General features: G+C 64.9%; 12 protein-coding genes. 4 read left to right on the top strand and 8 right to left on the bottom strand.

Features of this window, described 5'->3' with window-relative positions; all coding sequences use genetic code 11:
- Positions 1-10: 10 nt before the first annotated feature.
- From ligD to VG566_RS15080, 3 genes are all read right to left on the bottom strand, one after another.
- Positions 11-2,503, bottom strand: a complete 2,493-nt coding sequence (gene ligD, locus VG566_RS15090; RefSeq protein ID WP_164166746.1) for a DNA ligase D — start codon at positions 2,501-2,503, stop codon at positions 11-13.
- A 3-nt stretch (positions 2,504-2,506) separates the two neighbouring features.
- Positions 2,507-3,427: a Ku protein gene (locus VG566_RS15085; protein ID WP_032958403.1), complete on the bottom strand. Its 921-nt coding sequence runs from the start codon at positions 3,425-3,427 to the stop codon at positions 2,507-2,509.
- 164 nt (positions 3,428-3,591) lie between these two features.
- On the bottom strand, positions 3,592-3,990 hold the full coding sequence (locus tag VG566_RS15080; RefSeq protein WP_014035432.1) for a hypothetical protein: 399 nt from the start codon (positions 3,988-3,990) through the stop codon (positions 3,592-3,594).
- 147 nt (positions 3,991-4,137) lie between these two features.
- On the opposite strand from VG566_RS15080, the gene VG566_RS15075 reads away from it, so the two are divergent.
- Positions 4,138-4,482, top strand: coding sequence for a hypothetical protein (locus VG566_RS15075; protein ID WP_049408878.1), 345 nt, complete (start codon positions 4,138-4,140; stop codon positions 4,480-4,482).
- A 79-nt stretch (positions 4,483-4,561) separates the two neighbouring features.
- Here the strand turns inward: VG566_RS15075 and VG566_RS15070 are convergent, their stop codons facing one another.
- Positions 4,562-6,655 carry a TonB-dependent receptor domain-containing protein gene (locus tag VG566_RS15070; protein WP_241884706.1) on the bottom strand — a complete coding sequence of 698 codons (2,094 nt, stop codon included), beginning with the start codon at positions 6,653-6,655 and terminating at the stop codon, positions 4,562-4,564.
- A gap of 171 nt (positions 6,656-6,826) precedes the next feature.
- Here VG566_RS15070 and VG566_RS15065 point away from each other — a divergent pair, with 171 nt between their 5' ends.
- From VG566_RS15065 to VG566_RS15055, 3 genes are all read left to right on the top strand, one after another.
- Complete coding sequence (locus VG566_RS15065) at positions 6,827-8,029, top strand: aromatic amino acid transaminase (RefSeq protein WP_014645417.1); 1,203 nt, start codon at positions 6,827-6,829, stop codon at positions 8,027-8,029.
- A gap of 340 nt (positions 8,030-8,369) precedes the next feature.
- A complete protein-coding gene (locus tag VG566_RS15060; RefSeq protein WP_032957939.1) occupies positions 8,370-9,386 on the top strand; it encodes a class 1 fructose-bisphosphatase in 1,017 nt (338 codons plus the stop codon).
- A gap of 108 nt (positions 9,387-9,494) precedes the next feature.
- Positions 9,495-10,205 (top strand): 2OG-Fe(II) oxygenase, encoded by a 711-nt coding sequence (locus VG566_RS15055; protein WP_134966366.1) that lies wholly within the window; start codon positions 9,495-9,497, stop codon positions 10,203-10,205.
- 96 nt (positions 10,206-10,301) lie between these two features.
- Here the strand turns inward: VG566_RS15055 and VG566_RS15050 are convergent, their stop codons facing one another.
- The 4 genes from VG566_RS15050 to VG566_RS15035 all read right to left on the bottom strand — a co-directional run bounded on the left by VG566_RS15050 (position 10,302) and on the right by VG566_RS15035 (position 13,526).
- On the bottom strand, positions 10,302-10,865 hold the full coding sequence (locus VG566_RS15050) for a hypothetical protein (protein WP_134967356.1): 564 nt from the start codon (positions 10,863-10,865) through the stop codon (positions 10,302-10,304).
- Positions 10,866-11,521: 656 nt separating this feature from the next.
- Positions 11,522-11,704, bottom strand: coding sequence for a hypothetical protein (locus tag VG566_RS15045; RefSeq protein WP_041863994.1), 183 nt, complete (start codon positions 11,702-11,704; stop codon positions 11,522-11,524).
- A 67-nt stretch (positions 11,705-11,771) separates the two neighbouring features.
- A complete protein-coding gene (locus tag VG566_RS15040; protein ID WP_229653730.1) occupies positions 11,772-12,377 on the bottom strand; it encodes a hypothetical protein in 606 nt (201 codons plus the stop codon).
- 57 nt (positions 12,378-12,434) lie between these two features.
- Complete coding sequence (locus tag VG566_RS15035) at positions 12,435-13,526, bottom strand: PA0069 family radical SAM protein (protein ID WP_164110156.1); 1,092 nt, start codon at positions 13,524-13,526, stop codon at positions 12,435-12,437.
- Positions 13,527-13,608 lie beyond the last annotated feature (82 nt).

The following is a 13,608-nucleotide window of genomic DNA, read 5'->3' as shown; positions in this document are numbered from 1 at the left end:
GGGGCCGGCACTACCGCTTCAGCGACGGCAGCGTCTGCTTCAACTGCGTGATGCCCTGCCATGGGTCACTCTTCAGGCGTTGCGCCCTCGCCAGCGCCTTGCCCATGGGAAAGGCGTCGGCGGCACTGATACGCGCCAGTTCCTCCCAGCGCAGCGGCACTGCCACACCGGCGGAATCGCGCGCGCGCAGCGACCACGAGCACACGCTGGTGGCCCCTCGGGTGTTGCGCAACCAGTCGATGAAGATGACGCCACTGCGCTTGGCCTTGCTCATCGTCGCCACATAGCGATCAGGTTGCTCCTTTGCCATTGCCTGCGCAAAGGCCTCGCAGAACGCCTTCGCCTCGTCCCAGCCGGCCTTGGGCTGCAGCGGTACCACCACATGCAGCCCCTTGCCGCCAGACAGCCGCACGAAGCTCTCCAGGCCCACCTGCTGCAGACGATCACGCACATCACGTGCACCCGATTTCACCTGTGCCCAGCTGACGCCGTTGCCAGGATCGAGATCGAATACCAGTCGATCCGGATGCTCGGTGTCTGCTACGGTCGCACCCCACGGATGCAGCTCCAGCGTGTTCATCTGCACCAGCTGCAGCAGGCCCCGTGCGTCGTCGATATAGACATAGTCCTCGCGGCCGCTCTTCTGCTGCAGGGGCACCGCGTGCACCGCGTCGCCCAGGCCGGGGCCATGATGCTTCTGGAAGAAACAGGCCTTGCCCACCCCATCGGGGCAGCGCAGCAATGACAGCGGCCGTCCGGCAATTTCGGGCAGGATCCAGCGCGCCATGCGCCGGTAATAGTCGGCCACGTCGCCTTTGCCCAGTCCCTGACTGGGAAACACCACCCGCTCCGGATGCGTGATCTGGACCTCACCCCCGGCTTCAGCAACTGCTGTTGCGTTGCTCATTCCCAGGTCCTCCTTCTGCTTGTCGCTGCGCAGCCGCTTGAAACTGGCCTGGCGCAGCAGGCCTTCCTTGCCCCAGCCACGGAACGCCACTTCCGCCACCGTCACCGGCTTCACCCAGCGCACGCTGGCGGCGCGGAACGGCACATGCGCCGGAAGCTGCAGCACGGGCGTCTTTACTGCCAGTGGCTGCAATGCCTTGAGCAGCGCGCGCAGGTTCTCGTCGTCGAAGCCGGTACCGACGCGGCCCACATAGCGCAGACCCTCCTTGTCCGGCGTTGCCAGCAACAATGATCCGAAACCCACCCGCGAGCCCCTGGGGGCCGTGTAGCCGACAATCACGAACTCGTCGGTGTCTTCGTGCTTCACCTTCACCCAGCTGCGCGCGCGGGTATTCACGTACGGGGCATCCACCTGCTTGCTGACGATGCCTTCGAATCCGGCCTGGCCACTGGCATCGAACACCTGCGGGCCCTGGTCGATCACATGTTCGCTGAAGGCCAGGATGCCGGGCACCGGTCCGATGAGATCCTTCAGCAGCGCTTTGCGTTCCAGCAATGGCGCACGACTGATGTCCGCGTTGGCCACACCCGGAAGATCGAACACGATGTAGCGCAGCGGTTGCTTCGAGCTTCCATCGATCACGCGCTGCAACGCTGCGAAATCGCTGCGCCCTTCCTTGTCCAGCACCACCAGCTCACCGTCCAGGCGCGCATCGCGCACCGGCAGCGCCTGCACGGCCTGCACGACCTCGGGGAAGTCATCGGTCCAATCCAGGCCATTGCGGGAGCGGAGCTTCACCTCGCCGTCGTGCAGATCGGCCAGCAGGCGATAGCCGTCCCACTTGATCTCGTGCAGCCAACGCGCGCCGTCCGGCGCGCTGTCGCGATGATCGGTCAATTGCGGTTTGAACCCATGCGGGTAGGGCGTGTCACGTGCGCCGTCCAGTTTCAGCGCGCGCGCATGCCAGCGTGCATCGGCCTTGCGGGTAGCCGTGCGTGCGGCGGGCACAGCACGCCCTGCCTTCCCCTCAGTGCGCTTCATCACGGTGGATGCGCGCTTGGGCACGTGCGCGTCCAGCAGATCGTCTGCTTCGGCATCGCGCGCCTGCTCGTCGTCGCGCTTGATCAGCAGCCACTGCACCTGGCGTCCCTTCATTGCCGTGCGCACCAGCTTCCAGCCACCGGCCAGGCGTTGTCCATGCAGTACGAAGTCGATCTTTCCAGCTGCCAGCGCCTGCAGTGGATCGCCTTCGCAGGCCCAGGTGCCCTGATCGAACACCTCCACGTGCCCCGCGCCGTAGTGGCCTTCGGGAATGTCGCCCTCGAAGCCAGCGTAGGACAACGGGTGATCTTCCACTTCCACGGCCAGCCGCTTCTCGCCGACGCGAAGCGAAGGACCTTTCGGCACCGCCCAGCTCTTCAGCACGCCGTCCATCTCAAGGCGGAAGTCATAGTGGCGCGAACTGGCATGATGCAGCTGGATGACGAAGGTTGGCCGCCGCTGCGGATCACCGCGTGCGGGTGTGTCGTCAGGCTCCGGCGTCTGCCCTGTGCCTCCGCCAAGCCGGCGCTTGCGCCGGTACTGGTGCAGCGACATGGTTCAACCTGCCTTGCGCCGTGGTGCGGCCTTCTTCGCAGCCTTCTTCGTTGTCTTCTTTGCGGCCTTCTTCACCGTCGACTTTGCAGCTGCCTTGCGCGTTGCGGCCTTCTTCGCCGGCGTGCGCTTGTTCGCATCCAGGCTCTTCTGCAGCAACGCCATGAAGTCGACAACGTTCGTTGTCGCATCCTCGTGTGGTGCGGGCTCATCTTCCACCCGCGTGGTGCCGCCCTTGGACTTGATGCGCTTGTTCAGCACCTGCTGCAGGCGCTCGCGGAATTCATCGTGGTAGTGCGATGGGTCCCAATCGCCGGACATCGACTCGATCAACTGCTCGGCCATCGCCGTTTCCTTGCTGGTGATGCGGTAGTCGGACAGCTTGCCGGCAGGCAGCTTGTAGTCCTCGGGATCCACCAGTTCCTGCGGATAGCGCAGGATCATCAGCACCAGCGCGTCCGCATGCGGCATCACCGCACACAGGTACTCGCGCGTGCGCACCACCACCCGGGCAATGCCTACCTTGCCGGTACTGCGCAGCGTTTCGCGCAGGAGCACGTAGCCCTTTTCGGCCTTCTTGCCGGGCACCAGCAGGTACGGCTTCTCGTAGTAGCGCGGGTCGATCTGCGCTGCGTCCACGAAGGATTCCACCTCCACCGCTTCGTGGCTTTCCGGCGCCGCCGAGCGGATGTCGCCTTCCTCCAGCACGACATAACTGCCCTTGTCGTACTCATAGGCTTTCACGATGTCCTTCCAGGGCACTTCCTCGCCGGTGTCGGCGTTGACCCTTTCGAAACGGATCGGCTTGCGATCGCGCGAGTCGAGCATGCGGAACTGCAGGTCAACCTTGCGTTCGCCGGACATCAGCGACACCGGCACATTGAGCAGTCCGAAGGACAGCGTACCGGTCCAGATCGGGCGGGCCATGGACGCACCTTTGATGGGGCAGGGCACCCAGCTTCGGATGGGCGGTGTAAACCACCCGTGTCGATACCGTGCACGTGGGTTCCACGCAGGTGCGGTAGTGCCGGCCGCCGGCCGGCAGAGCTCGCGGCCTGAAGTGTCCTGGGGTTGCCGGCCAGCGGCCGGCACTACTGCAGCAACGGCCTCACCGCCGCCGCCGGAATATGGTCCAGCGCGCGCCAGGCGTCCTCCACCACCGGCCGCGCCTGCGACCAGCCCAGCCGCGACTGCCCGCGCATCTGTTCCCAGTGCTCGGCCAATTCCTCGCAGGTATCGGCAGCGTCACCGCGCGGCCAGTCGGCAGCATGGGTGGTCAACGCGAAGGCATAGACCGGGCACAGGTCACGCCAGTTGCGATGACTTTGCCCGCGACGTTCCTCGTAGTCACTGAGCATGTACTGCAGATAGTCCTGGGCCACCGCCTGCGGATCCTCATGGCGGCGCGTGCGGCGCTGCGCGGTACGTTGGCCGAGCGGATCGAGCAGGGCGTTGAACACGGACGGTGCGGGTCGTTCAAGACGGGGCATGGCCGGCTCCTGCAGCGGGGGCGGGTGGGCAGGAATACGCGCGGTGCCGTTACCAGCGGGTGAGCGAGATGTTCATGACGCCAGGTTCGCGGCGGCTTTACCTGCGTCGCGGTGTAGTGGAATCCCCCCAAGGGCAGGTACCAGACCATGAGCCGAGAGACCTCGCGAGACCCGCTGCGGGAGAACCACCCGCCCATTCCCGGCGAGCAGCGCGGCAAGCGCGATGCCGACAACGCCGACTACCGTGGCACCGGCGCACCGTTCTTCGATGCCGAGCACGGGAGCGACCATCTGCCGGTGAAGCACGAGGCTGAACAGGCAGCGCAGGACCGCAAGGATGGCGGTGACCGCCATCGCGGTGGCCAGGAAAGCCCGCTCAAGCGCCGCGAACGCAAGCAGCGCGCCAGCGACAACCAGGACGAAGCGCTGGAGGAGACCTTCCCGGCCAGCGACCCGACATCGCCGTTCGTGCCAGCCAAGGCCCCCGACTGACGGGTAGTGCCGGCCGCTGGCCGGCAACCTCCTGACGTCCTGCACGGCGCGATGCCGGCCAGCGGCCGGCACTACCCCTTCAACGCCACGACCATTGCAGGCCGACGTTGGCCCGCCGTCCCGGTCCCGGTTCGTAGAAGCGCCCGTTGCCATCGTTGACGATCACCGAGCCTATGTAGGCCTGGTCCAGCACGTTCTCCATCCGGGCGAAGGCGCGCAGCTCGCCACCCGGCAGGGCCCAGCGACGGCCGCCTTCCAGATGCAGCAGGGCGAAGCCGGGCGCGCGTTCGGTCGCCACGTCGTTGACTACGGTATCACTGCCGGCGGAGGCCTCCAGCGCCCACTGCCACTGGCCGGGCGACCATTGCAGCCGGGCAAAGGCCTGCTGGCGCGGTACCCCGGGCAGGCGGCTGCCGGCGGCAACCAGGGTGTTGGAGGTGAGGTACGGCGAACGCGCCTGCGCCTGCAGCCAGGTCCACGCCAGCTGCAGCTCCAGCTGCTCGGCCAGCGGCTGGCGATACTGCAATTCAACACCCTGGCGGCGGGTTCGGCCGATGTTGCGATACGTGCTGCGACCGCCGATGTTGCTGGCAACTGCCAGCTCATCGTCGGTATCTGCACGGAACAGGCTGACATCGAGCTGGGTTCCATCCTGTGCGTGCCACTTGCTGCCTAGCTCCAGGCTGCGGCTGCGGGCGGCCGCCAGATCCAGCGCCAGGCCCGCCTGACCATCGGCGCGATACCCCAGCTCGTTGAAGGTGGGGGTCTCGAATCCACGCCCCACGGCGGCATGCAGGCGCCACTGCGGGCTGGCCTCGAAGCTGACGCCTGCCACCGGCGTGGTCGCCTGGTAGCGCCGGTGGCCACTGTCATCCGGGTTGCGGGTGGTGATGTAGCGATCGTCCGAGTCGAAACGCACCGCGCTGTGGCGCACCCCGGCCAGCAGCGACCAGCGCGGACTCCATTGCCACCAGGCCTGGGCGAACTGGTCCACGTTCTGCACGGTATCGATCTGGTCACGGCGCAGGCGCCCGCGCACCCCGAGGGCGCTGCCCACGAAGTTCTCGTAGCCGGTGCGGTGCTGGCGCTGGCGGTCGGCGCTGAGCCCGGCCACCAGGTCCAGCGGCCGGCCGGCGAGGTCGCCGTGCCAGCCCCAGCGCGCGTCCAGCCCGCCATACCCGCCCTGCAGATCGATCACGCCGCCGGCATGCAGCGGGCTGTTGGTCTGGGGTGCCGGCGGAATCGGCAGGTATTGGGTCACCGTGCGTTGGCCGGCATAGCCCATCAATTGCCAGCGCTCTGCCCCGGTCTCCCGGGTCCAGCGCAGGCCAGCCTGCTGCTGGCGCACCGATTTGCGGGTGTTGTACTGGTGCGCGACTGCCGTGGCCTGGCGCGGATCAGCCGCCACCTGGGCACGGCTCAGGCCCAGCGGATCCTGCGCATCGGGGGCATCCAGCGCATTGAGCAGCAGCTCCAGCCGCCCACCGCTTAGATCACCACCAATGCGTGCGTTGAGCGATTCGCGGCGCGCACGGCTGTGGTCCCGCCAGCCATCGGTGCGGAAGTGGTTGGCCGCGATGTTGTAGTCCAGCGCTGGGCCGGCACCCTTGAGCTGTGCGCCGACACTGAGCGTGTTGTCGGCGCCGGCATTCACGCGCAACCGCCACGGGTCACCGGCCTGGCCCTGCGCGCTCCAGACCTGCAGCACGCCGCCGGAGGAATTGCCGTACAGCGCCGAGAACGGCCCGCGCAGCACCTCGATGCGCTCGGCGCCCAACAGGCTGGCATGCGACAGCTGGCCCTGGCCGTCAGGCATGGTGGCCGGCACGCCGTCGATCAGCACCCGCACCCCGCGCACGCCGAAGGTCGAGCGTGCGCCGAAGCCACGAATCGACAGCTGCGTGTCCTGGGCGAAGTTCTGCCGGTCACGTGCCAGCAGTCCGGGGACCCCGGCCAAGGCCTCAGACAGCTGCGCACCGGTGCCCGCGCGGCTGGCGTCGATCCAGACCGTGTCCTGGCTGGCCGGCAGCGCGAACGGATCGATGCCCGGCACCCGGGCGGCCTGTACCTGCACCGCAGGCAGGGCGGTGGGCGCAGGCTCGGCCACCGCCGTCCAAGGCGACAGCAGCAGGGCGGACAGCGGCAGGCAACGGCGTCGTGCGGCGGGATTCATGATTCAGGTTGATGGATCGGGCGGCAACGCACGCCATGGTACGGGGCCGCGGATGACGATGGCGGCGGCCAGCCCCGGCAGGCTTTGTTACGATGGGCTGTTTCCGGCCGAAAAGCCGCGGACCGCGTAGCGCACTTCCTCCCCCTTTCCGTCTACCGAACGAGTACCGCCGTGTCCTTCTTTGCAAACGTGGAACTGGTCCCAGGCGACCCGATCCTGGGCCTGACCGAGGCGTACAACGCCGACAGCCGCCCGACCAAGGTCAACCTGGGTGTGGGCATCTACTACGACGAGAGCGGCCGCATTCCGCTGCTGCGCGCCGTCAAGCAGATCGAGCAGCAGCTCGCCGCTGAAGCCAAACCGCGCGGCTACCTGCCGATCGATGGCCTGCCGGCGTACACGCAGGCGACGCGTGAGCTGGTGTTCGGCAAGGATTCGCCGCTGCTGGCCGCCGGCCGCGTGACCACCGCGCAGACCGTTGGTGGCAGCGGTGCGCTGCGCGTCGGCGCCGACGTGCTGAAGAAGCTGCTGCCGCACGCCACCGTTGCGCTGAGCAACCCGAGCTGGGAAAACCACCGTGCGGTGTTCAGCGCCGCCGGTTTCGAGGTGCTGGATTACACCTACTTCGACCCGGGCACCCATGGCGTCGATTTCGACGGCATGCTGGCCGACCTGGGCAAGCTGGAAGCCGGCACCGTGGTGCTGCTGCACGCCTGCTGCCACAACCCCACCGGCGCTGACCTCACGGTCACCCAGTGGAAGCAGGTCGCGCAACTGCTGAAGGACAAGCAGCTGTTCCCCTTCATCGACATGGCCTACCAGGGCTTCGACAAGGGCATCGAGCAGGACGGCGCAGCGGTGCGCATCATCGCCGAAGCCGGCATCGACAGCTTCATCGTCGCCAACTCGTACTCCAAGTCGTTCTCGCTGTATGGCGAGCGCGTGGGTGCGCTGTCGATGGTGGCGCCGACCGCCGCTGACGCCAAGGCCGTGCAATCGCAGGTCAAGCGCGTGATCCGCACCATCTACTCCAGCCCATCCACCCACGGCGCTGCACTGGTGGCCGGCGTGCTGACCAACCCGGAACTGCGTGCGATGTGGGAGCAGGAGCTGACCGAGATGCGCGAGCGCATCCACGCCCTGCGCCACGGCCTGGTCGAGAAGCTGGCCGCTGCCGGTGCACCGCAGTTCGGTTTCATCAACGAGCAGGCCGGCATGTTCTCCTACTCCGGCCTGAGCCGTGAGCAGGTCGAGCGCCTGCGCGACGAGTTCGGCATCTACGCCGTCGGCACCGGCCGTATCTGCGTGGCCGCGCTGAACCAGAACAACCTGGAATACGTCGCCAAGGCCGTGGCCACCGTCGCCAAGGGCTGAAGCAACGCTCCAGTAGCTTGAGGACAAAGGCGCCGAAAGGCGCCTTTGTTTTTTGCTTTTGCTCTTGCCTTTGCCATCCCCACCGCGCTCGCGGCGAACCCTGAAGCGCGTGGGAGGGGGAGGTGATGCAGGACCGTTGGCGCCATGGATGGCGCCATCGAGCTTACATGGACGTACTTGCAGCGTGTCCTGCATCGCCTCCCCCTTCCACGCGCCTCGACAAAAGGAAGGCGCCACAAGCGCAACGCATCTGGAAACGATTACGCCTTCCCGCGCTCACGCACGCCCCCGCCAGACGGGCGACAATAGGCGTTTTCCCGCTGCCGAGACCTGCCCGCTCATGTCCCGTACTTCGTTGACCCGCTTCCTGATCCAGGAACAGCACGCCGGCCGCATCAATGCCGACCTGCGCCAGCTGATCGCGGTCGTCGCCCGCGCCTGCACCAGCATCTCCATCGCCGTCAGCAAGGGCGCCCTCGGTGGCGTGCTCGGCGACGCCGGTACCGGCAACGTGCAGGGTGAAGCGCAGAAGAAGCTCGACGTCATCAGCAACGAGATCCTGCTCGAAGCCAACGCCTGGGGTGGCCACCTCGCCGCCTGCGCCTCGGAGGAAATGGACCACAGCCAGCCGGTGCCGGACATCTATCCCCGCGGTGATTTCCTGCTGCTGTTCGATCCCCTCGATGGCAGCTCCAACATCGACGTCAACGTCTCCGTCGGCACCATCTTCTCCGTGCTGCGCTGCCCGACCAATGTCGAGCTGCCGGGCGACGACGCCTTCCTGCAGCCGGGCAGCAAGCAGATCGCCGCCGGCTACTGCATCTACGGGCCCAGCACCCAGCTGGTGCTGACCGTCGGCCATGGCACCCACGCCTTCACCCTGGACCGCGAGAAGGGCGAGTTCGTGCTGACCACCGAGAACATGCAGATCCCGGCGGCCACCCAGGAATTCGCGATCAACATGTCCAACCAGCGCCACTGGGAAGCGCCGATGCAGGCCTACGTCGGCGACCTGCTGGCGGGCAAGGAAGGCGTACGCGGCAAGAACTTCAACATGCGCTGGATCGCCAGCATGGTGGCCGACGTGCATCGCATCCTGACCCGCGGCGGCATCTTCATCTACCCGTGGGACAAGAAGGACCCATCCAAGGCCGGCAAGCTGCGCCTGATGTACGAAGCCAACCCGATGGGCCTGCTGGTCGAGCAGGCCGGCGGTGCCGCCTGGACCGGCCGCGAGCGCATCCTCGACATCCAGCCCGACCAGCTGCACCAGCGCGTGCCGGTGTTCCTCGGTTCGCGCGAGGAAGTGGCCGAGGCCGTGCGCTACCACCACGCACACGACGACGCACAGGGCTGACAACCGATCGCCTGACAGCGGTCATGGCAGATCGATGACATGACCGTGGGGTGACACCGAGGGCGGCAAACGGCACCATCAAGCCGTTGCCGCCTAAGGAATGCACGCATGCACGAGCAGGGCCCGGTCGATTTCATCGAAGTCATCCACAACGCCGTCCCCAGCGAGGTCTGCGCGGCGATCGTCGAGCGCATGCGTGCGACGCGTGGCCTGCTGCCCGGTGCGGTGGGCAGTGGCGTGTTCCCGGAACTCAAGCACAGCAAGGATCTGCGCATCAGTGGCCTGGACGGCTGGCAGGATGTTGATCAGCAGCTGCAGATTGCGGTGTTCAACGGCCTGCTGACTTATCTACGCCGTTATCCACAGGCGTTGATCGCCCCACTGATGTTGCAGATCCAGGACAGCAACGGCCAACCGCGACGCCTGTCCGCCGAGGACTTCCCCGACATGCCGCAGCAGCAGCTGGCCGATCTGGCCCGCACCTGCCTGCGCCCGGGTGCGATCAACCTGCAGTGGTATGCGGCGGGCGAGGGCGGCTACCCGTACTGGCACTGCGAGCTGTACCCGAAGGATGCGCAGGCCGAGACCCTGCACCGGCATGTGCTGTGGACGCTGTACCTCAACGACGACTTTGACGAAGGTGAAACCGAGTTCCTGTTCCAGGGCCGCAAGATCGCGCCGCGTACCGGCAGCCTGCTGATCGCCCCGACGGCGTTCACCCACACCCATCGTGGCAACCGGCCGCAGGGTGGCGACAAGTTCATCGCGACGAGTTGGATCCTGTTCCAGAGTGCGCAGAAGTTGTTTGGGGGAGGGTGAAGCAAACTGGTCACTCGATGTTCTCAGCATCTTGTCCGGATCAAGAAGCGGGCCCCCGAGATCCTGTGCTGTCGTGCGGGCAGTTGGTGCTATCTCCTAAGGCAATCCGCTACTCGGGCTGCCCTCGCTGATAAGAGAATCTCCAGGGGCGTGCACGCCTTCCCAGGCGCCCACCTGACCCAGCGGTCTCCGGATGGCATTCAGTTCATAGCTGAGCTCGCGCATCTTGCAGTGGTCCTTCCAGCCCGCGGGGCTATCGAGATCAAAGCGCGCGTTGATGCGAAGCTGCATCAGATCATTGGATTTCCTGAGGATTTCGACGCTGCCTGAAACGGCCTTTCCGTAGCATCCAGTGCTGCTAGGTCTCAGGCTAAGGCCAGTGCTGTAGAACGCCCTGATATCACCCTCCGTCAAACTGAAGACATCGCCCTCCGCCAGATTCGGGGGAAGGATCAATGTCAGCTTCCTGTATCTTTCATTCTCAATCTTGGTCGCTGTGTACTCGCGCAATGCCACTACGACATTGTCGCCATCAACAATCCGATGGCACGCAAGTGAAATTTCCCTGTAGTCAGACCTTTCGCAGCCGGTCACATCAGAGTTGGCGTTAGACACGTAGAAGGCGCTGATCTTATGGCTACCAGAAGCAGCGACGCGCACGCGCTGCAGCTCAAGCCTAGAACAAGCGCAATCAACAATCTCGTTCGCACAGTCGCGCTCCCCAGAAACATCTACTTGTACGGTGCGAATTTTTTATATCGCTCGCGTCGTAACCACGGCGGTCGACACCGACCAGCTCGCCCGGAACCACCGGCTCAGAATCAGGGTCTCGGCTTCCTACCTGGCCTGATCAAGGTCTTGTGCATGACCCAGGCGATCCAGCCGCAGACCAATCCGATCCCCGCGACAATGATTTCCTCTTCCTCGAAGGCAGTTCCATTTAGCCCTTGATAGGCGACGAACGCGATTGCTCTCAATGACAGCAAAGCAAATAAACCAACAGGTACCCAAAGTAGAATCTTCATCACTCTCCAAATCGCGATCGCACAAACCAGTGCTGGACGACTGGCAATCCTGGATCTCTTTTCCTGCTTTTTCGCGGTGCCATAAGTTCCTCGCACAGTCGCCTTACCGCGGATGATGTACCCAGTGCCTTGAATCCGCCGCGAGCGGTCGTCCAGTCAGAAATGATTCTGACTGCCTTGGCTCTGTGATGCCCCAGGAGAGCTCCGCCACTCTTCAAGGCTGCCATGCCAGGACCTCCAGTCAATGCTTTCTCAGCAATGGACCCGGACCACGGTCGAACGAACTCACCTCTACCGAGGGCGGCGGCGATAGAGAATCCCTCCCGCCATCAGACCAAAGAGGGCGACGCCGAAGCCCACGAGTTCTTCGTTCCCAAGCGCGTTTCCTGACATCAGCTTGGCAGTCGTCAGCAGAAGAAAGTTCAGTGGAAGCATCCAAAGGAACGCGATGCCGAGCCGGTGGATGATCTTCACTTCAGTTATCGCATTGTTCCAGATACATCGAAATAAGCCAGTATTGGGTAAAGGTTGATCCGCTCGATTATCTGGCAGGTCCAAAGGATCCCAAGAGGTTGCCGTTGCCGCCTTGCCAGGCACTGAGCTTCTCGACGGGGATCTCCTCGAGTTGACAGGTGAACTGGAGATAGAAGGAACGGTCCTCCTTTCGATAGCTGTTCCACCCAACAGCCGTCACTTTGACTTCGATCCGACTGTCGCCCTTGTGCGGCCGATGTAGTTCGATATCCGCTGAATCGGACAACCAGTAGTCTCCCTTGTGCGCGAAGCCCGCGCTGCCACTGCTCAGGCGTGCGCCGAGCACGGCCGGAATCCCTTCAGAGGACGGAGTGTATCCAGACAGGGTGCCGGTGACCTTGGTGAACTCTTGGGAATCCATCACGCCCGGTGATTCCGAGAACAGGCGAAGCAGAAGAAGGGTGTCGGTGCCCTTGCTGACCACCTGACCTGCATTTGCTGTCCACAAACGTTGTTCGAACTCGTCCAGGCCAGCCGGCATTTCAGTGACGACCGCGGCCTGCGGAACGACGATGCATTCGTGCAGGGCGCGGGCCTGGACTTGCAGGGTCGCAAGGCAGAGAAGAAGACCACTGGCACGGAAGCAGTGACTGCATTTCATCGTGTACAACACCAGGCGATGCGGCAGGGTGTGGATTGTTACCGGTGGATCGCGCTGCGGTCCAGAGCCCTAGAACAGACTGCCCTGCGGCGACTCCTTCTTCGGCGGCAGCGGCTTCTGGAAACGGCTGCAATCCAGCTTCGGCCAATGGCTGTTCTGTGCATTGAAGCCCAGACGCTTGCGTGCCAGCTTGAAGCGGTTGTTCAACAGATCGGCATACACGCCCTGGCCACGCATACGCGTGCCGAACTGGCTGTCGTAGTCCTTGCCACCGCGCAGCTGCTGGATGGTGCTCATCACGTGCGCAGCGCGATCGGGATGGTGCGTATCCAGCCAGTCGCGGAACAGCGGTGCCACTTCCAGCGGCAGGCGCAGCAGCACGTAACCGGCGGTGCTCGCACCTGCGTCGTGCGCAGCCTCCAGCACGGCTTCCAGCTCGCTGTCGTTGATCCAGGGAATCACCGGCGCCACCATCACACCGACCGGAATGCCGGCGTCATGCAGGCGCTTCATCGCGCGCAGCCGTGCATGTGGCGCTGATGCACGCGGTTCCAGCTTCGCGGAAAGATGCGGGTCCAGCGAGGTCACCGAGAAGTGCACGCTGACCAGGTTCTCCGCGGCCAGCGGCGCGAGCAGATCGATGTCGCGCTCGACCAGTGCGTTCTTGGTGATCAGCGAGAACGGATGCCGGGTCTCCAGCATCACTTCAATCAGCTGGCGGGTCAGCTTGAACTTGCGTTCGATCGGCTGGTACGCATCGGTGTTGATGCCCAGTGCGATCGGCTGCGGCACATAGCCCGGTTTCGACAGTTCCTTGCGCAGCAGCTGCGGCGCATTGGTCTTGGCGAACAGCTTGGTCTCGAAGTCCAGCCCCGGCGACAGGTTCAGATAGGCATGCGAAGGGCGGGCGAAGCAGTACGAGCAGCCGTGCTCGCAACCGCGGTAGGGATTCACCGATTGACTGAAGCCGACGTCGGGCGAGTTGTTGCGGGTGATGATGCTGCGCGCGGTTTCGGCGCGTACTTCGGTGCGCAGGCGCGGGGCGAGGAACTCTTCGCTTTCGTCGACCGCCCAGCCGTCGTCCACCGCCTCGCTGACGGTGCTTTCAAAGCGCCCGGCAAGGTGGGACGTGGAACCTCGGCCCTTGATCGCAATACCCATTGCGGCAGGGTACGTCGTGGCCGTCTCAATGGCTGCGACGGCCGCCTGAAGGGTTCAGGGCGAGGCTGAGCCGAGCATGGAC

Origin of the sequence: Stenotrophomonas sp. CASM114, assembly GCF_049384325.1 — a bacterium.
Classification (GTDB): Bacteria; Pseudomonadota; Gammaproteobacteria; order Xanthomonadales; family Xanthomonadaceae; genus Stenotrophomonas; species Stenotrophomonas muris.
This window is presented reverse-complemented; position numbering and strand designations above follow the sequence as displayed.